Genomic DNA, 20,675 nt, shown 5'->3' with positions numbered 1-20,675 from the left:
TCCGATCCGGAGGCATGAGAGAGGTCGACGCGGACCTGACGACGCTCGACCGCGGGATCATCAACGCCTTTCAAGGCGGGTTTCCGGTGGTCAAACGCCCCTTCGAGCCGGCCGCAGCGGCGCTCCGCGACCGCGGTGTCGACGTGACGGGCCCGGAGCTTTGCGAGCGCGTCCGCGACCTCGACGCGGAAGGAATCTTGTCGCGGTTCGGCGCGCTCGTCAACGCCGAGGCGATAGGCGGGGCGGCGTCGCTCGTCGCCATGCACGCGCCCGAAGAGCGATACGAGTCGGTCGCGGAGACGGTCAACGAGTTCACCGCGGTCGCGCACAACTACGAGCGCGAACACCCGCACCTCAACATGTGGTTCGTCGTGAGCGTCGCGGACCACCCGGACCCGGACAAAGACGGGTCCGACCGGGTTGAAGAGGTGCTCGCGGAGATCGAGGCTGCGACCGGTCAAGAGACGTACAACCTGCCGAAGCTGCGAGAGTTCCACGTCGGCGCGACGTTCCTCGTGGACGGACCGGTGTCGGACGGCGACGTGGATCTGTCGGAGCTTGGCCCCGACGTGTCGGCGGCCGATCGGACGACGCTGACGCCCGCCGAACGCGACCTCGTAGTCGAGATCCAAGGCGGCCTACCGATCACGGAGACGCCGTACGCCGACGTGGCGGCCGCGATCGACGCCGACGTTGACTGGGTGATCGAGACGATCAAGCGGTTCGAGGCGGAGGGGAAGGTCCGGCGGGTCGGCGTCATTCCGAACCACTACGCGCTCGGGTACACGGAGAACGGGATGACCGTCTGGGACGTGCCCGAAGACGTGCTGGACGAGGTCGGACCGGCGGTCGCGGAGCTCCCGTTCGTCACCCACTGCTACGAGCGTCCGCGTCACGCCGGCGTCTGGGAGTACAACTTCTTCGCGATGACGCACGGGCGGACGGAGACCGAGAGCGAACGACGGATAGCGGAGGTCCGAGACCTGATGGCGGATCATTGGGATGTCGGCGAGGGCGACTGGGACACGCTGTTTTCCACGCGTATCCTGAAGAAGACGGGAATCCGCATCGCCGACCGCGCGGACAGCAACACGGCGTGATCTCGTCTTGATCCCGCTGTATCACGACTTCACCGATGAGACGGTGCTCGTGGTCGGCGGCGGGGCCGTCGGCGCGCGGAAGGCGTCGCGGTTCGCCGACGAGGCACGGATCGTCGCGGTGAGTCCGGCGTTCGACGATCGACTGCTCGAACTTGCAGCGGACGACAACGGCGGTGGCCGGTCCGGTGTCGATCTCGTTCGCGCCGCCCCCGACGCCGACGCGGTCGGCGACTGGATCGACCGGGTCGCGCCGGCGCTCGTCGTCGCCGCAACGGACGACGCGGCCGTCAACGCGGCCATCGAGGCGGCCGCGGGCGAGCGCGGTATCATGGTCAACCGGACGGACGTGTCGGCCGGTCCGGAGTCTGACGGCCGTGACGCGAACAGCGTGATCGTCCCAGCGACGGTCGACGACGGTTCGGTCCGGGTCGCACTCTCGACCGGCGGCGCGAGCCCGGCGCTCGCGAAGGCGCTCAGAGAGCGCATTGAGACCGAAATCGAGGGAGCGGGTGCCATGGCGTCGCTCTCCGGTCAGCTTCGCGCGGAACTCAAAGCGCGCGGAATCGCTCCCGAACGGCGGCGCGAGGCGATCCGTCGTGTCGTGCGATCCGACGGGGTTTGGAAGGCTTTACAAAAGGGGAGATCCTACGGTCGGGAAGAGGCAGATTCCGTGATCGAGGAGGTACTCACCCGATGAACGAGACGGGAGCCATCACTGGCGTCAGCGTCGCCCACTCCCACGCGACGGTCGACGAGATCGAGGCCGCGGGCGGCGACGGCGTCCGCGCCACCGTCTCGGACCTGCTCGCGCGCGACGGCGTCGAGGAGGCGTTCGCGATCCAGACGTGTAACCGATCAGAGGCGTTCGTCGTCACCGATCGGACCGTCGACGGAGCGGTCGCGCTGGAGTCGTTCGCGCCGGCAGTTCGCGGCGGTGCGGTCCGCCGCCTCGACCACGAAGAGAGCTTGGAGCACCTGATGCGCGTCGCGTCGGGACTCGAATCCCTCGTGCTCGGCGAAGACCAGATCATCGGACAGCTCCGCGAGGCGTACGAGGAGTCGAAGTCCGCCGGCGGCATCGGCCCGGTGCTGAAGGACGCGGTGACGAAGGCCCTCCACGTCGGCGAGCGCGCCCGCAACGAGACGTCGATCAACGAGGGCGTCGTCTCCCTCGGCTCGGCGGCGGTTCGGCTGGCCGCCACCGAGATCGACCTCACCGACGGGTCAGCCGTCGTGATCGGTGCCGGCGAGATGGGGATGCTCGCCGCGCGGACGCTCGACGATACCCCCGTCTCGGAGATCGTCGTCGCGAACCGGACCGTGCCGAACGCGGAGTTCGTCGCCGAGGAGGTCGACACGCCGTCCGAGGCGGTCCCGCTTGCGGATCTTCCCGGCGTGATACCGGACGCCGATCTCGTTATCTCGGCGACGGGAAGCACGGATCCGGTCGTCGATCCCGACCACGTCGCTGTCGCGGGCGAGATCGTCTGCATCGATATCGCACAGCCGCGTGACATCGACCCCGCGGCGGCCGATCGGTCGGGCGTGACGCTCTATGACATCGACGCGCTCGAAGACGTCACCCGACGGACGCGCGAAAGTCGTAAAGAGGAGGCCCGGACGGTCGAGGCCATCATCGACGAGGAGCTCGACCGCATCCTGCAGGCGTACAAGCGCAAGCGCGCCGACGACGCGATCTCGGCCATGTACGCCGGCGCGGACCGGGTGAAGGCCCGCGAGGTCGACCGCGCCGTCTCGAAGTTGGAGTCGCAGGGCGATCTCACAGACGCCCAGCGCGAGACCGTCGAGGACATGGCCGACGCGCTGGTCGGGCAGCTGCTCGCGGCACCCACCCGGTCGCTGCGCGACGCCGCAGGCGAGGACGACTGGGAGACCATCCGAACCGCGCTCCAGCTGTTCGATCCCGAGTTCGACACGCTTCCCGATCGCCCCGGTGCGTTCGCGCCAGAACACGATGCGGCTGCCGAGTTCGACGCCCCGCCCGACTCGGTCACCGAAGAGCTCGACGACTGAACAGGAGGGAAAACGCCAACACCCCTCGGAGCGACGCGCGTTTCATGAACGAGACGACCGGCCGGGGTCGAGCGGCACTCATCGAAGACGATGTCGAGTTCGACGACCGCGATGCCGCGTTGCTCGATGCGATCCACGAGACCGGGTCGGTCGCGGCGGCCGCGGCGGATCTGGAGCGGTCGCGAGCGCGGGCGCTCTCGCGGATCGAGACGCTAGAGGAGGCGTTCGGGACCCTCGTCGAGCGCACGCGCGGCGGGTCGGGAGGCGGAGGGAGCCGTCTGACTGCTGCCGGCAGGCGGCTGCTCGATCGGTACGACCGGCTGCAGGCCGTGCTCGCGGCGACGGCGACCGTCCCCGAGACGGTGCTCGACGGAACCGTGAGTTGTGTCGACGGCGAACTGGCCACGGTCGAGACAGCGGTCGGCGACGTTCGCGGCCTCCACGACGGGGTGGCTGCGGGCGACGCGGTGCAGGTCCGCATCGGCGCGGACGCGGTGACCGTGTACACGGGCGACGGGCGGGTCGATCCGAACGAGACGAGCGCGCGGAATCGGCTGCGCGGCGAGGTGGTCGACATCGAGGCCGGCGAGACGGTGGCGACGGTGCATCTCGGCGTTGACGGCGTGCGCTTTCGCGTGTTGATCACGAACGACAGTTCGGAGCGGTTAGACCTGACCGTCGGCGACGACGTGTCGATCCGGTGGAAGGCGACCGCGACGCGGCTGGTGCGACAGACGGGCGAGCCGGAGCGGTGACGAACGCCGGCGTCGGTGGGAGCGACCGATGGAGCGGCGGAAAATCGACTGAGGCGCGTCGGTGCGGAAGCGACAGGTGACCGACTCGGCCGCTTCCGTCCCCGCGACGGCGACGCGATCGAGGGGATCCCTTTTTCATGGGTCGGCGGGTACTCCGCGGCATGACCGAGTACACCGTCGAGTTCGTCGGCACGGGCGAGACGATCGAGGTGGCCGACACGGAGACGATCCTCCAGTCCTGTATCGAGGCGGGGATCGCTCAGGAGTACTCCTGTCGCGTCGGGATGTGTCTCGCCTGCTCTGCGGAGATCCGCGAAGGTGAGGTGACTCAGCCGGCCGCCCGCGGCCTCACCGACGAGGAGGCGGAGACGTACGCGCTCACCTGCATGGCGCGACCGCAGTCAGACCTCAAACTCGACCGTGGCGCGTACCCGCCGAGCATCGAAGACGACGCGGCGACCGCGACGGGAACCGACGGCGACGGGGCGGGCGGTGTCGATGGCGTCGACGACGCAGCCGCGGACGACGACTGACGGGACGGCTCTATCTCGCTCACGCCCGCGTCAGAACTCGAAGCCGACCGCGTCGACCCGCGGGGCGAGTGGACTCGTCGGATACGGCGGCGACGCGTCCGGATCGTTGAACGCTCCGGGCGCGACATCGTTCGGCGCGTCCGGGTAAAACAGCGCGGCCAGCGTCTGGATCGCGGTCCGCCCGCTCGCCAGTTCGAACTGGCCGCCGCCGTACAGCCGAATACCGTTTGCCTGACAGTATTCGATCGTCTCGAACAGCGATTCGAGCGTGCCGAACCGCGAGGGCTTGACGTTACACCAGCCGGGATCGACCGGCAATTCGCGTAGGCTCTCGACGCCGTCGATCGGATAGTCGAAGGAGAGCCGCTCCGCCTGCGGCTCCACGAGCGCTCGCGTCTCCGCGGTCACGGCGGCGTCTTCGACGATGGCGGTCGGAAACGCGGCGAACACGTCGCGGTACAGCTCCGGGTCGGCCTCGACGTCGACGTCCGTTCCCTCGTACCAGCCCTTCAGGTCGAGGATCCGCACGGCGTTCGTCTGACGGAGAGTGACGAACGCTTCCTCCGGCCAGTCCGGCGTCGGATCGAGTTTGAACTCTAGGTCGTCGTCGAGCGCCAACAGCTCCTCGACGCGGTCGGTCGTCGGCGGGTCGCCGAGCCGGGTCGAGACGACGAAGCGGACGGGGTTCGGTTCGATCCCGAGGAACTCCCCAAGCGACTCGTTGCGCTGACGCAGCGCCAGATCGAGCGCGGCGCTCTCGACCGCCCAGCGCCGGTAGTGCCGGAAGTGCGGCTGCGTCGGCGGCCGCGTCGAAAAGAGGTCGACGCCGTCGAGGTGCGCCGACAGGTCCGCGATCGTCCATTCGCCTTCGAGGTCGATCGGGTCCGTTTCCACGAGCGCGTCGTGGTCTGCGGTCTCGTAGGTCACGTCCTCGCCGCGGCCGACGACGCCGTCGCCGGAGAGCCGAAACTCGGTGGTCGTTCGCTCGAAGGCGCTCGTCGTTTCGCTGACGTACCGACGGCGATCGACTGACTCGACCGTCACCGTCAGATCGGCGATCCGCTCGTAGACGCTCATAGCCTCCTCGACGGTCCGGAGGAACTTAAGCGGAGAGCGACGCGGTTCAGGCAGAGCCGTCTCCGGTTTGCGACGCACCCCGCCGTCGGAGCGTCGCGATCCGCGTCGCCAGCGTCCAGTACAGCGGGACGACGGTCAACACGACTGCGCCGGCGGCGGCGACCTGAAGGACGGTCGTCGTGAACCACGGCGTCGCGTCCGCGTACGGCAGCGACGTATGCGTCATCCCGCCGGTGACGGGAACGAAGTAGTCCATGAGAAGATCTACCGTGTACCACGCCGTCGCGACGCCGACCGCTTTCAGCGGGAAGTCCGTGATCCGGTGGAGCACGAACGCCTGCACGACCATTCCGAGGTGACTCACGAAGAGGAACGCGTACATGGCGGGCCCCGAGTTCGCGAGGAACTGCGGGTAAAAGACGGCGAGTACGTACGGCGTCCACAGCCCGAGCTTGACGTTCCCGAAGAAGGCGAGCGCGGCGAGGGTGTCGCTCGATCGACCGACGGCCCACGCCGCGAGCGCGGCCGCGATGAGCAACGTCGCACCGGGGCTGTCGGGGATGAACAGCCACATCTCGGTCGGCAGCGCACGGAACTGGAACCGGTAGTACCAGAAGCCGAACGCGGTGCCGGCGAGGTTGATCGCGACGATGACCCAGACGAACCGGAAGGCGACGTCTTCGAGCGCCGTCGGGAGGGGAGCGAGCCACCGGGGTAGCGACTCGCGGTCCGGGGGGTCGCGCCCGAGCGTACCGGCGATGTCCATACGCCCGGGTCGGACCCGGCGGTCAAAGCCGTGGCGGTCGTGGAGGACAGGGACGAAAAGGGCTATGAGTCCGCGGCGGGAACGCCGTGGTATGCGCCCGCGAACGCTGCTCGCGCTGCTGCTCGTCGTCCCCCTAGTGGACGCGCTCTTCCTGATCGTGGTCGCGACGCAGTTCGGGTGGCCGCTCACCGTCGCGCTGGTCGTGTTGACGGCCGTGCTCGGAATGCTCCTGCTCCGCGCCGAGGGGCGCGCGACGCTCGCGCGGGTCCAACGGAAACTCGCACGCGGTGAGCCCCCGACCGACGAGCTGCTCGACGGCGGACTGCTCATCGCCGCCGGCGCGTTCCTGCTTACGCCCGGGCTCGTCACCGACGCGGTCGGATTCCTGTTTGCGTTTCCGCTCTCCCGAGTTCCGATCCGAGTCGCACTCAAGAAGTACGTCGTGATCCCGTATCTAGACAGCGAAACCGGCGGCTTCACCACCGGGAACGTCTACGTGGGTGGGTTCCCCGGTGACAGCGACGGCAGCGGGTTCACAATGGGGGGAAGCTTCGGTGGTGGATTCGGCGACGGAGGTCCCGACGGCGGCGGCTTCACCGACGACGCGGGTGTCGGACAGTCGGTAGATTCGCTTGGCCGAAACGCGTCTGACGGCCGATCGGCCGGTCCCGATGAGGAGCGTGAGACTGACGGCGACGACGCGGACGATATCGTCGACGTGGACTACACTGTCGAGGACGGGTCGAAACAGACCGACTGACCGTTTCAGCGGTTCTGAATAGTGGAATGTCTTTCGGTAGAAATCGCGAGACGGCGGTACGACGTTCGAAAGGAAACCCTTAAAATCCTACCCGCGCAACGACTGAATGCGCTCACCTGGGCCAATAGCTCAGTCAGGTTGAGCGCTCGGCTGATAACCGGGAGGTCCACGGTTCAAATCCGTGTTGGCCCACCTACTACGTCCACGGTCTTTAGCCGTGGCGTGTTAGGGGCCGGGAACTCCCCAGCCACCTAATTTCGGCACTTCTGCTACTTCTTGAGAGGGCCGTTTATCGCTGTCCAAACAGAACCCTTGGCGACCCCCAGAGCCGTCTGCGAATTTCCAGCACAAGAGGTGTCGGTGCATGAGCCTCGGTTACTCGGGTTCACTCACTGTTGAGAAGGACTCTGAGTTCTTCTGCGACACCTGCGGCGCTCGCTGTACTCGGAGTCCGTACTGAGATTTCGAATACGGTCCTCTCGTTGGCTGTCCACACCGCCCTGTGCAGTTCACGAAAGGCACCGCTGGCGGCGGATATCGGTATGCTCCGGACCACGCTGACACTGACGGACGTGCGTCAGCGTGAGCGAAGACAACGCTCCACGAACACGTCGCCGAGCAGCTCCGGCTCGCTGAGGAGAACGACAATCTCCCCGACGAGCTCGCAGACGAGGATGATCCCAACGAGGAGGTGAAGTACCTCGGGGCTTGTCCCCGAGGCTTCACCGTTTTGACCGCACGTCTCAAACAGGGCCGTGCCGTCGCAGGCAAATTTAATTCCCCCCGACCTTCCCGAGATGGGTCGGCTGGAATTCACACCTGAACGCTCGCTGCGTCCGTGAGGGTCGGCGGCTCCACCCCGCCCGACAACTCCCGTCGCACCACGTCGAAGACGCGGGTTTTGAGAGGAGTCGCATTTCTAAATCGTCTCAGTCAGCGTTGGATTACGGTCTTTAACCCGTCTTTGTGGGTCTCTGACTGTATCAACTGTACAAACCGTGGTTTCGTTAATCTTTCGACGGCCTTCACCCTCGGGGTCAAGCCCCGAGGCACTCGGCCTGCTCCGCCTGTAGAGATGTCGAGTGAATCGCGTTCGGCTCCGGATGTTGGTCGAGCAAGCCTCAAAGGTACCTCCGAGTCCGTTGAAGCATCAGCGACTCCCTGCTGGCACAAACAACAGATGGGAGTCACCGCCGTTTCGTGATGGGTTACACGGGCTCCCGAAGAAGAAACTGAAAGCATGGTTGCAAACCTGAAACCCCCAACGCTCCGGGATTCCCGTGTCCTCAGGCGTGCGAGGATGTCAATATCAAGCTTATGTAGTCGTATACTCTGAGCGACGCTGAGGACACCCACATGGCGGAATCGCGAAATCACTAAACAGGATGTATCCGAACAAACGTTGTGTGAGCGAAAATACCGAGGGGAACATACGTGGCGTCGGCAGCAACCTCCCAAGACCACTTACACATGCATGGGAGTGGCTGGCAATTTCGGGGGATAGACGGGTTGTTGCCGGATTTCTCCTCGCGGCTGGGTTTGTTCAAACGGTTGTGATTGGGATCATCCTTGTTACACCACAATCAGGGAGCCTTGCAAGCGAGAACACGGCGATTCCTCTTACCTCGGCGTTGCTCTCTGGAACTTTGCTACTCTTCTCGATTGTCGTCTCGATTAATTCGTTGTACGTTTCCCAGCAACAGAACCCGCTGAGCCAACAATTCGGTCGGATTCAGGGCGTTGTCGAGTTTCGCCGACAACTTGAAGATGTCATTGGAGCTGATCACGTTCCAGCCCAACCTGATCAGCTGCTTCGCGTACTATCCGGGGATATTCTCGAACGGGCACAGTACATAGAGTCCGAAATACACGCAATAGATGTCGATTTTCGACGCGATCTTGATACCTACGTACGCTCACTAGCTGACGAAACCGGTGCAATGAACCGCAGCCTCATGGACGCGGCCACCACGCTCGAGATCCTGCTGGCGATGATGGACTACAACCACGATCGTCAGATCAACGATCTCCGTCGACTCCAAGCCGAGTATGGTGACCAACTGAGTGCTGAAGCGAGCACTAATATCGAGGAGATGCTCCGGCTGCTCCAGTATTTTGCCGCCGCGCGCGAATATTTCAAAACAATCTACACGCGTCGTGAATTTGCACGTCTCTCACGAGATCTGACGCTCACCACAATCCCGACAATTGCAATTGTCGCAACCTTCCTGCATTTCCTAAACGATCTCCCAGACATCGATCTGCTTACCACAGGTGTGGTCGCTGTCGCGTTCGCGCCGTTTGTTCTCGTGTCGACCTACATTCTTCGCGTCGCGATCATCAGTAAGCGTACGCAAGCGGCCGGTCAGTTCGTTGCTGGTAATCGAACTGGAGTGATTCAAGGGATCTCCGACGAAGAGTAACCATCGACAAACGGCCGGTGTGCGAACGTATCGTTACGGGGTCGTGTTTCATTTCGTAGAGTCATAGAGTGCGATACGAACCTTCGTGATGGTGATACTGATTATTGCAACTTCTAGCCCACATCGATTGGCTATTTGCTGTATGCTACTTGGAGTATACTCTGGGTCGGCAGATAGGGAACTACCGCCACTCCGGAAGGCATCAAGGATCCATGTCAAAAGTGAATGACCTTCCTGTATTAACGCCGATACTCATCGTTTCACTAGTCGGTGAACCAGAAGGGCTATTCTACGGTGGATATAGAACGATCTTCGCACCAATTGCTGTAGCACTCCCGGTTGTTCTGTCCGTTGAGAGTTGGCGGGTAGCTCATCACAAAATCCCGGTAGTCAGGTCTTGGGGTGAGCAGGATGAGAACGATTTACTATCAACTAACGGGCAGACACGGCGAAGGGTACTGGGATTCGCCGGCGTTGCCACTACCTCATTCATTGGATACGGTGCATTTGGAGAAAACCCGCATCGAGAGGAGGAAATCCAAGATAACGAGGTGATTGTTCCAGACGGCTTTGAGATCAAAAATCTCTCTCATGGGTACTTTGAAGATGAGAATGAGTATCGAGTTACTGCCACTGTGACCACAGAGAAGGACATATACCTCGCTGAGGCAGAAATTGAATGGTTCGTAGGGAGAGGTACCGGGATTGGGAGTACTTATGCGTCCCTCGATTTCGGATATATTGGAAACGAGCCAGCGCAACTACGAGCTAAGGTTAGTGACGATAATACTTTCCGTGTCGAGCCTGCTGAAATTGAGCGTTTTGAGTTGGAAGTTTCTCAACGGCATTACTGACAGTCCCGACGGAGGTGTTGTGGAATTGTAAGTGTCACAGTTAGAACACCCATATATTGATTAGAGTAATCTGAACAGCTATATTAACTGACCTATCGCGGCTCTACTGATTAGGATCATCCGGAACCGTTCGGAACCTTGCGAGTCACACTAAACCTCTATCGACGACCAGCCGCCAGTATGGCCTCGAAGCAACCGGCTCACGGCGGTAGTGCACAGACGAAGGAGTTTTGGATGTCGACCTCGTCGCAGAGCGAATCAGCCGCCTGCGATACCCCAATCACGCGCTTGCAGTCGTCAGCGTCGACGCGAACTCCTCGCTTCGCATCGAGATCTTGGCCGCGAACCAGTACGACTGGCAGCTCGACGCGCGGATCGTTGACGGCTCGACCGAGATTTTCCGTGTCTTCTGTGAAAATGATAGCGTCCACGACGCTGACGTGCCGGTGCGGGTCAAGTGCGTCGCCGGCGTCGTCGGTGAGCGACTCGCAGCAGAGAGCTGAAAACGAACGTCGGTTCGGGGTGACTATTCGGGAAACTGTAGTGTGGTCCGCCTCAGCATAGTCTCAGATGAGGGTGTCCTGAATAACCTCTCCGAACCTCTCTGGAACGGGGAGATCTTCCATGACCGTCGTCTGAAGTCGGTAGAATCCGTTCGCGGCCATCTGGCAGTTCGCTTCGAGCCACGCCCGCGCCTCGGGACCGTTCAGGTACTCGGCGAGCTCCTCGAGGTCGACGTGATCCTCGGGAATCAGATAGTAGACGCTGTGTTTCGGAACCACGTCGCCTTCCTCGTCGATCCAGAACTGCGGCGTTTCAGCGATATCCTGACAGAGGAGCTTCGGCTGGAGGATGTCCTCCAGCGGCGGGTTCTCGTGCCAGCCGTATCACGGGCGCTTGTCCTTCTTGACGCAGGAGCGATCCTCTAGGCGATCGCGGTGAATCTCCGCCCAGTCGCCGAAATCGCCGAGCTCGTTTTCGGGCGGGAGCGTCCCGTCTACTAGGTACGGACTGATGAACACCATGTCGCTGTGTGGCCCGTCGTTGAGGTTGAGCTTCTTCCCGGAGATCGTCGGGTAGGTCCAGTCGTCACGGAGTTGCGGCGGTACCTCATCCTCCGCGTGGACGAACACCGACACGACGGCCACCGCTCTCGCGGACGGGGCACAGCCGCTGCCGGTCGGGACGGACTTATCTGACGGACGCCCCTACTTCGCTACATGATCGAACTCTCGCGGGCGGCCTACGACGACATCGTGTATCACGCCTACAGCGGCGGGGAGGCCGAAATCTGCGGCGTGCTCGCCGGCACGCACGGCGACGACGGCAAGCCGAGCGTCGTCGCCGAGACCTACGAGGCCGAGAACGTCGCGGAGACGCCGGAGATCCGATACCTCATCGATCCCGAAGAGCAGTTCGAACTGATCGAAGCGGTCGAAGACGACGGACATGACTTGGTCGGCTTCTACCACTCGCACCCGACCGGCCCGACTCACCCGAGCGAGACGGACGCGGCGCGAGCGACGTGGCCGGGCCACTCGTACGTCATCTGCGCGCTCGACGGCTACCCGTTCGTCGGGTCATGGCGCTGGCGCGGCGACGACGCAGGGTTCGAACAGGAGACGGTGTCGGTGGTAAGCGAACGCTAGGGTGACTCAGTCGTTCGCTTCGATCTCCGGTTCGGGCTCATCGTCGTCGCCAATGTCGATCGCACAGGAGGCGCTGTACTCCACGTCGTGGACCGACTCGATTGCGGGGTCGTCGCCGCAGACCGGGCAGTCGTCGCGCTTGGGGATCTCGACTTTGTCGAACTCCATGTCGAGCGCGTCGAAAAACAGCATCGAGCCGTCGAGACTCTCGCCCTCACCGATGATATGTTTGACCGTCTCCGTGGCTTGCAGACACCCCACGGTACCGGGGAGGACGCCGAGGACGCCCGCAGTCGCGCAGTTCGGCACCATGCCCGCGGGCGGTGCCTCGGGGAACAGACAGCGGTAACACGGCGAGTCGTCGTCGCCCGCGAACGTCGTCACCTGTCCCTCGAACTTGAAGATGGAGCCGTGCGAGAAGGGGATCCCGGCGAGCGTACACGCGTCGTTGACGAGGTACCGCGTCGCGAAGTTGTCGGTTCCGTCGACGACGAAGTCGTAGCCGGAGATTAGGTCCTCGATGTTGTCAGCGGTGACTCGAAGCTCGTGTTTCTGCACGTCGATATCGGGGTTGAGCTGTTCGACGAAGTCGGCGGCGGAGTCGACCTTTGTGCGCCCCACGTCGTCGTCCCCGTGGATCACCTGTCGCTGGAGGTTCGACAACTCCACCTCGTCGTCGTCCGCGATGCCGATGGTGCCGATGCCCGCGGCGGCGAGGTACTGGATGATCGGCGCGCCGAGCCCGCCGGCACCGAGCACGAGCACCTCGGCGTCGAGCAGGGCCTTCTGTCCGTCGGGGCCCACGTCGTCCATGATGATGTGTCTGGAGTAGCGGTCGAGCTGAGTCGGATCGAGGTCGAGATCGCTCATTTTGTGCCATTTCGCGCCGGAAACGCATAAACGGGCCGTCCACCAGAGGTACTGCCGCCTTCTCCGAGGTGCGATCGCGGTGCACGACCGGTTCGCGGTGTCCCACTGGGAACCGATCGTCCGGGTCCGCCGCTGGTCGACGGGGACGGCCAATACTTCGGTTTTCCCGGTCAGCGAGGCGTATCAGATCGGGGTGTAGATTGCCGTCGGCGGGTCTCTTTTTGGCGAGGACGGCAAACCGTGAGTATGGCAACAATCAAACTGCCGGCCGTGCTGGTCGGGGGATCCTCGACTTCCGAGGTCGAAGTCGCGGGTGAGACGGTCCGCGAACTGTTCGAGAACCACGCGGACGAGCACGGACCGGAGCTCAGAGACAGCGTCATCGAGGACGACGAGATCAAGGAGTTCATCAACGTCTACGTCGAGGGAACGCCCGTCGAGGGGCTCGATGCCGAAGTGCCGGCCGACGCGCAGGTCCGGGTCATCCCCGCGGCCAGCGGCGGTCGGTAGAAGTCGACAACTGACTCTCTGTCGGCTCCGTTTCGATTTATAAATACTCCTCCCACAGCGGGATGTCCGCGTACTTGTCGCCGCGGTCGCACAGCATGAACACGACTACGTCGTCGTCCGCGAGTTCGCTCGCCTCGTCGAGGGCGGCGACGACGGCCGCGCCCGCGCCGGCGGAGGTGCCGACGACGAACTGGTCGTCGACGCGGAGGTGCTCGCGGACGGTCTCGGCGTTGTGCTGACCGGGGTCGGCGATCGGAATCTCGCGGTCGAGGTAGCGCTCGCGGAGCGCCCGCGCGCGGTCGTAGGCGTCGCCGGTGGCGACGTACTCGGTCCGGTCGAGCACCGACTCGTCGTACGTGTCAGGGTGATAGTGGTCGCCCGTTTTCAGGTATTTCAGCCCATCGATGGCGTGGAGTGGCTCGTTCGGCTCGAAGCCGACGACCTCGACCGCGCCGTCGGTCAGGTCCGTCAGCCCGCGGCCCGTCCCCGTGACCGTCCCGCCCGTGCCGACACCGGCGACGAAGTGGGTCACGTCACCGTCGGTCGCTTCGTGGATCTCCGTGGCCGTTGTCTGTTCGTGAGTACCGGGATTGTCAGAGTTCTCGTACTGGTTCGGTCGGTAGTAGGCGTCCGGGTCGGCGGCGACGATCTCCTCGCAGCGCTCGATGACGGCGTCGTACCCGAGATCGGCGTCGACGAAGTGGATCTCCGCGCCGGCGTCGCGGACGGCGTCGACCTTCCCGCCCGCGGCGTTGTCGGGCATGACGATCTCCACGTCGTAGCCGCGGGCGCTCGCGAGCCGAGCGATCTCGCTGCCGGTGTTGCCCGAGGTCGGTTCGATCACGGTGTCGTCCGGTTCGAGATCGCCGCGCGCCTCCGCGCCGTCTAACATCCCCTTCGCGATCCGCGATTTGACCGATCCCCCGCCGTAGGGAGCGTCGTAGAGGTTGAACCACTCGGCTTTCGCGTACACGTCCGCGTCCGACTCGATGTTGAGGTCGAGCTCCAGAAGCGGCGTCTCGAAGATAGTCGATTCGTCGGCGGCGTACTCGCTCATGGGTCCTGTAGATCGCTCCTCGGTAAGAGTCCGACGAAAACGGTGCTCTCGACGGCTATCGCGGTCGTGTGACGCGATCTCCCGTCCGAGATACGGGAGAAGCCTGCCGGTCACCAAAGGGGTTACCCGATCCCGGGCGTATCCGTTCACATGAGCCAACCATCGTGGGACGATGTCGTCGAGATGCCGGACGAGCTCGACGACGAGACGGCCCAAGCCCTGCTCGAAGACGCGACGGAGGTACAGGACATGACCGGCGAGGTGTGTCCGTATCCGCAGGTCGAAGCGAAGAAGGCCATCGCGGGGCTCGCTCCCGGCGACGTGCTCGTGCAGAAGACGGACCACGTGCCGAGCACCGAGAATGTCCCGAAGGCGGTCGGCGACGACGCGACCGCGAAGGTGTGGAAGTCGGGCGACGGGCGCTACCGCATCTTCCTGCGGAAGGAGTGATCATGGTCGAAGAACTCACCCCCGCGGAAGTCAACGAGCGCGTTCAGGCAGGCGATATCCGCGTCATCGACACGCGCTCGCCCGAGCAGTACGAACGGGGACACATCCCCGGAGCGATCAACGTCCCGCTCGGTAATCTCCCCTCACGCGTGTCCGACATGGACTGGGGCGACACTGACGTGGTCTGCGCGTGTCCCGTCGGCCAGTCGTCGAAGCAGGCGGCGATGTTGATCCAGAGCTACGAGGGCGTCGAGGAGGACGTGCTCGTCGCGAGCATGGCCGGCGGCTACGAGGAGTGGGAGTTCGACTTGGAGACCGGGCCGGCCGGCGACGCGTGACCGGCAGACAGTGACGCCGCGATGCCGTCGCCGTGACCGATCCGGGCAACGCCCGCCACGGCCACGCACCATTTAGCGGTCGGGCGCGAAGCGACCCCATGGCACGCGTGAGCGCCGGAGCCCGACTCCACTTCGGTTTCTGTAATCTCAGCCTCTCACACCAGCGGCTGTACGGCGCGCTCGGATTGGGTCTCCGCGAGCCGCGCGTCGTCGTCGACGCCGAGCCGGCCACCGGAGTGAGCGTTGCGGTCGCGGACGCGGCCGGCGGAACGCGCTCCGAGACGTCCGGCGTCGCGTCCGAGACGACGACCGACCTCCGCTCGCACGCGCGCACGGCCGTCGACCGCCTCGGCGTCGACGGCGTGCGGGTCGTCCTCTGCGACTCCCTCCCGCGTCACGCCGGGCTCGGGAGCGGCACGCAGCTCGCCGCGGCGACGCTCGCCGCGGTCGCGGCCGCCCACGACGAACCGGCTCGCATCCGCGAGCGCGCACCAGACTTCGGGCGGGGCGGACGCTCGGGCGTCGGCGTCGCGACCTTCGAGGACGGTGGATTCGTCCTCGACGCCGGTCATCCCACCGCGCGGTTCACTACTGACCGCCCGGACGACGGCGACTGGACGGTGCCCCCGGTTTCGGCCCGTCACCCCGTGCCAGACGACTGGCGCTTCCTGCTCGTGCGGCCAGACGCCGACCCCGGTCGGAGTGGTGACAACGAAGACGGAGCGATGCGCGCGGCGGTCGAACGCGCCGAACCGGGACTCGCCGACCGGATCGGGGGGATCGTCACGCGTCGCGTGCTCCCCGCCGTGGCGACCGGAAACGCCGAGGGGTTCGGTGCCGCCGTCGCGGAGATCGGTCGGCTCAACGGGGCGTGGTACGCCGACGAACAGGGCGGCGTCTACCGCCCACCGGTCGGTGATGTAGTTGCGTCGCTGTCGGCGGCCGCCGGTGTGTTCGGGGCCGGACAGTCGTCGTGGGGACCGATTGTCTACGGCGTCACCGACGCGGCTCACGCCGAGGCGGCCGCCGACGCGGGCGAGCGCGCCCTCGACGAGGCCGGCGTCGAGGGATCGGTGTCGGTCGTTCGCGCGGCGTCGAGGGGTGCGCGGGTGACGCGCGAGGGCACGAACGCCGACGAGCAACAACACTAAGCGGAGCGGCGACTCCATGAGTGACATGACGAGCCTGCCGTTCGGCGTCGCTCGCCTCGACTCGATCCTCGACGGGGGCGCACCGCCGGGGAGCGTCGTGCTGCTCGCCGGCGAGTCGGGGGCCGGCGCGCGGGAGTTCCTCTACACGAGCGCGGCGATGAACGCGCTCGCGCGCGCCGACGAGGAGCTGTTCGACCTCTACTACGGCGACCTCCCGGCGGGAGCGACGCTCCCTGATGAGGTGCACTACCTCTCGTTTACCGCCGGCACGGGCCCGATCACGCGGGAGATGGGGTACACGATGGTCGACGAGATCGTCGACACCGCCATCGACGAGATCGCGTTTCGCGATCTCTCTGCGGAGTACTTCCAGCTCAGTCCGATCCCGCGGGACTGGTACGAAGACGAGACGACGTCGATCACAGACTTGGGCGACCGCGGGGAGTACGAGGACGTTCTCACGGCGTTCGGCGATTACCTGTCTGCGAACGCCGAGGGGAGCCTCGTCTGCATCGACTCCGTAACCGACCTCGTCTCGATGATCTCCGGCGACACCGAGTGGAGCGACATCGCGGCGGTGATGAAGGGGCTGAAGAAGGCGGCCTACGAGTGGGGTGGGCTCATCCTCGTGTTGGTGAACACCGACTCGATAACCGACCGCGAGTTCGGCGCGCTGACCGACGCCGCCGGCGGGACCTTCCAGTTCACGTGGGAGAGCGGCGGGTCGAAGCGCGCGCGAACCATGTTCGTCCGCGAGTTCCGCGGGGTGCTCTCTCGGCTGGAGGCGGAGAACATCGTCCGGTTCGAGACCGAGATCCACGACGGCGGCTTCGATATCAGCGACGTGCGGAAAATCAGATGATTCTAATTCTGGTTGCGCGGCGAGTCTCGATTTCGAGAACGGCGCGACAGATTACTTAAGGCTCCCTCCTCTACGAGGCGTAGATGACGGTTGATCCGCGATGAGCGACCTCGATCAGGCCGACGGCGTCGGCGACGAATCGAGCGTCAGCGACGGATCCAGCGAGACCGACCCGAGCATCGGCGACGGATCCGGCGACGGATCGTCGATCGGTGACGAGTCGGCTCTCGCGTGGCAGGACCACGCGATCGAGGCCGCGGCGGACGAGGTCGGCGTCGATCGCGAGGTGGTGTTAAAACGCGCCATCGTCGCCCTCGCCGAGTCCGAGGGAATCGCGGTCCCCGACGCGGAGGAAGTCGAGTCGATTCGCTCCCGCCTCGACGACATCGACGCCGATGTCGACGAGAAGGTGACGGATCTCCGAGAGCGGTTCGTGACGCTGTATCGCGACCTCGAACCGAAGGCACTGACGGACCACGGCCACGAGGAGTCGGCAGAGCGTCTCGATTCGATAGTGGCCGACCTCGACGACGTGGCGACGGAGGTCGACTCGGTCGAGGTCTCCCTCGACGCGGCCACCGCCGACTTGGCCGCGGTGGAGAACCGCCTCGCAGACGTGGAAACGCAGGTAGACGACCTCGCATTCGACGAGATCGAGGAGAAACTCTCGCGCGTCGCGAGCGCGATCCTTCGGGTTCGTCGACGGCTGGACACCCTCGAATCGGAGCGGGACGACCGGCAGCGGCTCGACGCGTTGCTGGTCGTGGCGAATCGACACGGCGTCGAGACGGCGGCGTGCGGCGACTGCGGCGAGACGGTCAGGCTGGGGCTGTTGAGCGCTCCCGAGTGTCCCCACTGCGGCCGAGCGTTCACCGAGATAGAGCCGCAGACGTGGTTCTTCGGCACCTCCCGGCTCGTCGCCGCCGATCCGCCGGCCCTCGACGGCGACGTTGACGAGTCGAGAGCGACTGCTCCGAACGGAGCGAGAGATGACGCGGACCGAACGGAACGCGACGGAGCGGACCGATGACCGACGACGAGACTGACGGAGCGGACGGCAGGACGACCGGCGACGCCGACGGTGGACCGGTCGGCGACGCCGACGTCGAGGCGATCGACCCCTTCGACGAACTCGGTCCCGCGGGGGATGTCGATGCTGACGACATCGACGATTTCGGAGATATCGACGACCCCGACGACCCGTTCGAACGGATGGACGTGGGAGACCTCGGCGACGAGGATATCTGGCAGTCGCTCGACGTGGACGCCGGCGAACTCGGGGGTTCGGGCCCCGACTCGGCGGCGGTCGCGGACGCGTCGACTCGGGGGAGCGCGTCCGACGCGACTCTCGGGGCCGGCGATGCCGGCTCCGAACACGCTGACCGCACCGTCGACAAGCGCGCGTACTGTCAACAGTGTCCGCACTTCACCGCGCCCCCCGAGGCCGACTGCACGCACGAGGGGACGGAGATCGTCGAGGTCGTCGACGTCGACGAGTTCCGCGTTCGAAACTGTCCGCTGGTCGCCAAGGCGGACCGGGCGGCCGAGTCTGCACGCGACATGTAAGTGGTATAATTTACATATTCTGTAGGCGTGACGCCTATCGATTTCTGAACACACTCAAGTCAGTTCGACTCTGAACGGCGTTCGTTCGTGTTTGGACCGGGTATACAGCGACATCGCGCGATCAGAATCGATCGACAGTCGGTCACCGGTGCGATAGGGGATTCGATTACGGTCGTGCCTCTCGTGGTCGCGCTCGCGCTCCTGACGGACGTGTCGCTGCCGCACGTGCTCGTCGCGTTCGGCGTCTTTCAGGTCGTGTGGGGCGTTCGGTACGGACTCCCTGTCTCGGTCGAGCCGATGAAAGCGCTCGCGGCGCTCGCGATCGCCGGGGCATTGACGTACGCGGAACTGGCGCTCGCCGGGCTCGTGCTCGGCGTGCTTCTGCTTGCGATCGGCCTCACGGGGACGCTCGCGCGCGTCGAGCGGTGGATCGGCGAACCGGTGATCCGCGGGGTGCAGTTCGCGGTCGGACTGATACTCCTCCAGACCGGCGTTGATCTGGCGCTCGGCGACCCGACGTTCGCACTCGTCGGCGTGGCGATCGCGGTCGCCGCGGCGCTGGCAGGACACCGGAAGTCGAGCGCGCTCGCGGTGGCGGTCGCTGGCGTCGTCGTCGCGATCGCCGTCGCGGGGGTCCCGGCTCCGCAGGTCCCGGGTGCGCCGCCGCTGCCCGCGTTCGGCACGGCCGTCACTCGGAGCACGCTCGACGGCGTGTTCGCCCAGCTCGCGATGACGATCGGCAACGCCGCGCTGGCGACCTCCCTGCTCTTCGCGGACCTGTTCGACGCCGAGGTGACGGCGGACGAACTGTCGACGAGCATGGGCGTCACGAACCTGCTTGCGGTGCCGATGGGCGGGATCCCGATGTGTCACGGCTGCGACGGCGTGGCCGGCAAGCACGCGTTCGGGGCGCGTACCGGCGGCGCGAACGTCGTGCTCGGGGTCGGCTACCTCGGTGCCGCCCTGTTCGCGACCCCCGCGCTGCTCGCCGCCTTCCCCGTGGCGATGCTCGGCGCGCTGCTCGCGATCGTCGCCGTCTCGCTCGCGCGCAGCGTCACCGACTCCGGGAATCTTGCGATCTCGGTCGGTATCGGCGTTCTCGCGCTGGCGACGAACCTCGGCGTCGCCTTCCTCATCGGCGTCGTCGCACACCTCGCGTGGGAGCGAATGACCTAGAGATGCGGCGATCGGCGCGCCTCCGAGTGGGCCAATGCCCGCGAGGAGTCCGCGAGGGACGCTGCGAGCGCGTTTTAAACGCGCTCGCAGCGAGGTTGGGGAGGTGTGAGGCTCGTTGCTGTCGCGGGGTGGGAATCGAATTCCCAACCACGGAATCTCGACGCAATCTAGCAGCCACGGGAGCTAAACCGCTCGCTCTCATACCGGGGGTACATATGCAGTTCTGTGACGACTGCGGGTCGATGATGATCTCGGTCGAGGGCGAGATGGTGTGTCAAAACGACGACTGCGGCGCGACCACGGAGCGCGACGAGGACCTCGCCGCGCAGTTCGAATCCACCGCCGAACAGACCGGCGACGAGGTGATAGAGACCGAGGAAGGCGCGAACTTCGAGGGGAAACCCACCGCGACCGATATCGTCTGCGACGAGTGTGGCCACAGCGAAGCGTGGTACACGATCAAACAGACGGGTGCCGCAGACGAACCGCCGACGCGATTTTTCAAGTGCAAAGAGTGCTCAAACAGATGGAGAAGCTATAACTAGTGACATATAATTTACCAAAATAGTCGTTTAAATTCCTGTCTTTCGACTCTATCGAGATCCTCATCCACAGACAGGCCCATGTCTGAAACAGTGGGTCGCAGAAGAGACTCACAAACAACTCATACAGGTTGGGAGTATTGACCGCAACCGGGTCAGAATGTACCTCTTTCTGAGAACTCACCAAGACTCCAAATAATAT

25 protein-coding genes and 1 tRNA gene are annotated in these 20,675 nt (G+C 64.8%); 20 read left to right on the top strand and 6 right to left on the bottom strand.

Annotated features, from left to right (window positions below; all coding sequences use genetic code 11):
• Positions 1–14 precede the first annotated feature (14 nt).
• From ahbB to NO887_RS05195, 5 genes are all read left to right on the top strand, one after another.
• Positions 15–1,100: a siroheme decarboxylase subunit beta gene (ahbB, locus tag NO887_RS05215; protein ID WP_256417401.1), complete on the top strand. Its 1,086-nt coding sequence runs from the start codon at positions 15–17 to the stop codon at positions 1,098–1,100.
• A gap of 7 nt (positions 1,101–1,107) precedes the next feature.
• Positions 1,108–1,797, top strand: a complete 690-nt coding sequence (locus NO887_RS05210; protein ID WP_256417400.1) for a precorrin-2 dehydrogenase/sirohydrochlorin ferrochelatase family protein — start codon at positions 1,108–1,110, stop codon at positions 1,795–1,797.
• Positions 1,794–3,134 carry a glutamyl-tRNA reductase gene (gene hemA / locus NO887_RS05205; protein ID WP_256417399.1) on the top strand — a complete coding sequence of 447 codons (1,341 nt, stop codon included), beginning with the start codon at positions 1,794–1,796 and terminating at the stop codon, positions 3,132–3,134. The genes NO887_RS05210 and hemA overlap by 4 nt, the downstream gene beginning before the upstream one ends.
• 44 nt (positions 3,135–3,178) lie before the next feature.
• Positions 3,179–3,889: a TOBE domain-containing protein gene (locus NO887_RS05200; RefSeq protein ID WP_256417398.1), complete on the top strand. Its 711-nt coding sequence runs from the start codon at positions 3,179–3,181 to the stop codon at positions 3,887–3,889.
• A gap of 161 nt (positions 3,890–4,050) precedes the next feature.
• On the top strand, positions 4,051–4,422 hold the full coding sequence (locus NO887_RS05195; protein ID WP_256417397.1) for a 2Fe-2S iron-sulfur cluster-binding protein: 372 nt from the start codon (positions 4,051–4,053) through the stop codon (positions 4,420–4,422).
• A 30-nt stretch (positions 4,423–4,452) separates the two neighbouring features.
• Here NO887_RS05195 and NO887_RS05190 read toward each other — a convergent pair whose 3' ends face one another.
• Positions 4,453–5,499 (bottom strand): enolase-like domain-containing protein, encoded by a 1,047-nt coding sequence (locus NO887_RS05190; RefSeq protein ID WP_256417396.1) that lies wholly within the window; start codon positions 5,497–5,499, stop codon positions 4,453–4,455.
• Positions 5,500–5,545: 46 nt separating this feature from the next.
• Positions 5,546–6,265, bottom strand: a complete 720-nt coding sequence (locus NO887_RS05185; RefSeq protein ID WP_256417395.1) for a DUF1405 domain-containing protein — start codon at positions 6,263–6,265, stop codon at positions 5,546–5,548.
• A gap of 91 nt (positions 6,266–6,356) precedes the next feature.
• Here NO887_RS05185 and NO887_RS05180 point away from each other — a divergent pair, with 91 nt between their 5' ends.
• The 5 genes from NO887_RS05180 to NO887_RS05160 all read left to right on the top strand — a co-directional run bounded on the left by NO887_RS05180 (position 6,357) and on the right by NO887_RS05160 (position 10,805).
• Positions 6,357–7,025, top strand: coding sequence for an FxsA family protein (locus tag NO887_RS05180; RefSeq protein ID WP_256417394.1), 669 nt, complete (start codon positions 6,357–6,359; stop codon positions 7,023–7,025).
• A 118-nt stretch (positions 7,026–7,143) separates the two neighbouring features.
• A tRNA-Ile gene (locus tag NO887_RS05175) sits at positions 7,144–7,217 on the top strand.
• Positions 7,218–8,431: 1,214 nt separating this feature from the next.
• A complete protein-coding gene (locus NO887_RS05170) occupies positions 8,432–9,448 on the top strand; it encodes a DUF7972 family membrane protein (protein WP_256417393.1) in 1,017 nt (338 codons plus the stop codon).
• 212 nt (positions 9,449–9,660) lie between these two features.
• The gene (locus NO887_RS05165; RefSeq protein WP_256417392.1) at positions 9,661–10,302 is read left to right on the top strand and encodes a hypothetical protein; all 642 of its coding nucleotides are present in this window, start codon (positions 9,661–9,663) and stop codon (positions 10,300–10,302) included.
• Positions 10,303–10,532: 230 nt separating this feature from the next.
• The gene (locus NO887_RS05160; RefSeq protein WP_256417391.1) at positions 10,533–10,805 is read left to right on the top strand and encodes a hypothetical protein; all 273 of its coding nucleotides are present in this window, start codon (positions 10,533–10,535) and stop codon (positions 10,803–10,805) included.
• 63 nt (positions 10,806–10,868) lie between these two features.
• Here the strand turns inward: NO887_RS05160 and NO887_RS05155 are convergent, their stop codons facing one another.
• Both NO887_RS05155 and NO887_RS05150 read right to left on the bottom strand, forming a co-directional pair.
• Complete coding sequence (locus NO887_RS05155; RefSeq protein WP_303652253.1) at positions 10,869–11,165, bottom strand: TaqI-like C-terminal specificity domain-containing protein; 297 nt, start codon at positions 11,163–11,165, stop codon at positions 10,869–10,871.
• A gap of 24 nt (positions 11,166–11,189) precedes the next feature.
• Positions 11,190–11,450 (bottom strand): hypothetical protein, encoded by a 261-nt coding sequence (locus tag NO887_RS05150; protein WP_256417390.1) that lies wholly within the window; start codon positions 11,448–11,450, stop codon positions 11,190–11,192.
• A 72-nt stretch (positions 11,451–11,522) separates the two neighbouring features.
• Between NO887_RS05150 and NO887_RS05145 the strand changes: the two genes are divergently transcribed.
• The gene (locus NO887_RS05145) at positions 11,523–11,951 is read left to right on the top strand and encodes a desampylase (RefSeq protein ID WP_256417389.1); all 429 of its coding nucleotides are present in this window, start codon (positions 11,523–11,525) and stop codon (positions 11,949–11,951) included.
• A gap of 6 nt (positions 11,952–11,957) precedes the next feature.
• On the opposite strand, the gene ubaA is transcribed toward NO887_RS05145, so the two are convergent.
• Positions 11,958–12,821 carry an SAMP-activating enzyme E1 gene (gene ubaA, locus NO887_RS05140; RefSeq protein WP_256417388.1) on the bottom strand — a complete coding sequence of 288 codons (864 nt, stop codon included), beginning with the start codon at positions 12,819–12,821 and terminating at the stop codon, positions 11,958–11,960.
• Between the two features lie 246 nt (positions 12,822–13,067).
• Here ubaA and NO887_RS05135 point away from each other — a divergent pair, with 246 nt between their 5' ends.
• Positions 13,068–13,331 carry a MoaD/ThiS family protein gene (locus NO887_RS05135; protein WP_256417387.1) on the top strand — a complete coding sequence of 88 codons (264 nt, stop codon included), beginning with the start codon at positions 13,068–13,070 and terminating at the stop codon, positions 13,329–13,331.
• A 37-nt stretch (positions 13,332–13,368) separates the two neighbouring features.
• Here NO887_RS05135 and NO887_RS05130 read toward each other — a convergent pair whose 3' ends face one another.
• Entirely contained in the window at positions 13,369–14,388 is a 1,020-nt protein-coding gene (locus NO887_RS05130; protein ID WP_256417386.1) for a PLP-dependent cysteine synthase family protein, read from the bottom strand.
• Between the two features lie 150 nt (positions 14,389–14,538).
• Between NO887_RS05130 and NO887_RS05125 the strand changes: the two genes are divergently transcribed.
• The 8 genes from NO887_RS05125 to NO887_RS05090 all read left to right on the top strand — a co-directional run bounded on the left by NO887_RS05125 (position 14,539) and on the right by NO887_RS05090 (position 20,476).
• On the top strand, positions 14,539–14,838 hold the full coding sequence (locus tag NO887_RS05125) for a sulfurtransferase TusA family protein (protein ID WP_256417385.1): 300 nt from the start codon (positions 14,539–14,541) through the stop codon (positions 14,836–14,838).
• Positions 14,839–14,840: 2 nt separating this feature from the next.
• A complete protein-coding gene (locus NO887_RS05120) occupies positions 14,841–15,176 on the top strand; it encodes a rhodanese-like domain-containing protein (RefSeq protein ID WP_256417384.1) in 336 nt (111 codons plus the stop codon).
• A gap of 98 nt (positions 15,177–15,274) precedes the next feature.
• Complete coding sequence (locus tag NO887_RS05115; RefSeq protein ID WP_256417383.1) at positions 15,275–16,327, top strand: beta-ribofuranosylaminobenzene 5'-phosphate synthase family protein; 1,053 nt, start codon at positions 15,275–15,277, stop codon at positions 16,325–16,327.
• Positions 16,328–16,352: 25 nt separating this feature from the next.
• Positions 16,353–17,189: an RAD55 family ATPase gene (locus NO887_RS05110; RefSeq protein WP_256417575.1), complete on the top strand. Its 837-nt coding sequence runs from the start codon at positions 16,353–16,355 to the stop codon at positions 17,187–17,189.
• A gap of 100 nt (positions 17,190–17,289) precedes the next feature.
• Positions 17,290–18,219 (top strand): hypothetical protein, encoded by a 930-nt coding sequence (locus tag NO887_RS05105; protein WP_256417382.1) that lies wholly within the window; start codon positions 17,290–17,292, stop codon positions 18,217–18,219.
• Positions 18,216–18,755: a DUF8135 domain-containing protein gene (locus NO887_RS05100; protein ID WP_256417381.1), complete on the top strand. Its 540-nt coding sequence runs from the start codon at positions 18,216–18,218 to the stop codon at positions 18,753–18,755. The genes NO887_RS05105 and NO887_RS05100 overlap by 4 nt, the downstream gene beginning before the upstream one ends.
• 87 nt (positions 18,756–18,842) lie before the next feature.
• Positions 18,843–19,931, top strand: a complete 1,089-nt coding sequence (locus NO887_RS05095; RefSeq protein WP_256417380.1) for a putative sulfate/molybdate transporter — start codon at positions 18,843–18,845, stop codon at positions 19,929–19,931.
• Between the two features lie 215 nt (positions 19,932–20,146).
• Positions 20,147–20,476: a transcription factor S gene (locus tag NO887_RS05090; RefSeq protein ID WP_256417379.1), complete on the top strand. Its 330-nt coding sequence runs from the start codon at positions 20,147–20,149 to the stop codon at positions 20,474–20,476.
• Positions 20,477–20,675: the final 199 nt, after the last annotated feature.

This window comes from Halorubrum laminariae (genome assembly GCF_024494655.1).
Lineage (GTDB): Archaea > Halobacteriota > Halobacteria > Halobacteriales > Haloferacaceae > Halorubrum > Halorubrum laminariae.
The sequence above is the reverse complement of the archived record's forward strand: the minus strand, read 5'-3'. Positions and strand labels throughout refer to the sequence as shown.

Coding starts and splice junctions, on each gene's coding strand:
- ahbB (WP_256417401.1), top strand. CDS start 15: ATGAGAGAGGTCGACGCGGACCTGACGACGCTCGACCGCGGGATCATC.
- hemA (WP_256417399.1), top strand. CDS start 1,794: ATGAACGAGACGGGAGCCATCACTGGCGTCAGCGTCGCCCACTCCCAC.
- NO887_RS05200 (WP_256417398.1), top strand. CDS start 3,179: ATGAACGAGACGACCGGCCGGGGTCGAGCGGCACTCATCGAAGACGAT.
- NO887_RS05195 (WP_256417397.1), top strand. CDS start 4,051: ATGACCGAGTACACCGTCGAGTTCGTCGGCACGGGCGAGACGATCGAG.
- NO887_RS05190 (WP_256417396.1), bottom strand. CDS start 5,499: ATGAGCGTCTACGAGCGGATCGCCGATCTGACGGTGACGGTCGAGTCA.
- NO887_RS05185 (WP_256417395.1), bottom strand. CDS start 6,265: ATGGACATCGCCGGTACGCTCGGGCGCGACCCCCCGGACCGCGAGTCG.
- NO887_RS05180 (WP_256417394.1), top strand. CDS start 6,357: ATGCGCCCGCGAACGCTGCTCGCGCTGCTGCTCGTCGTCCCCCTAGTG.
- NO887_RS05165 (WP_256417392.1), top strand. CDS start 9,661: ATGTCAAAAGTGAATGACCTTCCTGTATTAACGCCGATACTCATCGTT.
- NO887_RS05145 (WP_256417389.1), top strand. CDS start 11,523: ATGATCGAACTCTCGCGGGCGGCCTACGACGACATCGTGTATCACGCC.
- ubaA (WP_256417388.1), bottom strand. CDS start 12,821: ATGAGCGATCTCGACCTCGATCCGACTCAGCTCGACCGCTACTCCAGA.
- NO887_RS05135 (WP_256417387.1), top strand. CDS start 13,068: ATGGCAACAATCAAACTGCCGGCCGTGCTGGTCGGGGGATCCTCGACT.
- NO887_RS05130 (WP_256417386.1), bottom strand. CDS start 14,388: ATGAGCGAGTACGCCGCCGACGAATCGACTATCTTCGAGACGCCGCTT.
- NO887_RS05125 (WP_256417385.1), top strand. CDS start 14,539: ATGAGCCAACCATCGTGGGACGATGTCGTCGAGATGCCGGACGAGCTC.
- NO887_RS05120 (WP_256417384.1), top strand. CDS start 14,841: ATGGTCGAAGAACTCACCCCCGCGGAAGTCAACGAGCGCGTTCAGGCA.
- NO887_RS05115 (WP_256417383.1), top strand. CDS start 15,275: ATGGCACGCGTGAGCGCCGGAGCCCGACTCCACTTCGGTTTCTGTAAT.
- NO887_RS05110 (WP_256417575.1), top strand. CDS start 16,353: ATGACGAGCCTGCCGTTCGGCGTCGCTCGCCTCGACTCGATCCTCGAC.
- NO887_RS05105 (WP_256417382.1), top strand. CDS start 17,290: ATGAGCGACCTCGATCAGGCCGACGGCGTCGGCGACGAATCGAGCGTC.
- NO887_RS05100 (WP_256417381.1), top strand. CDS start 18,216: ATGACCGACGACGAGACTGACGGAGCGGACGGCAGGACGACCGGCGAC.
- NO887_RS05090 (WP_256417379.1), top strand. CDS start 20,147: ATGCAGTTCTGTGACGACTGCGGGTCGATGATGATCTCGGTCGAGGGC.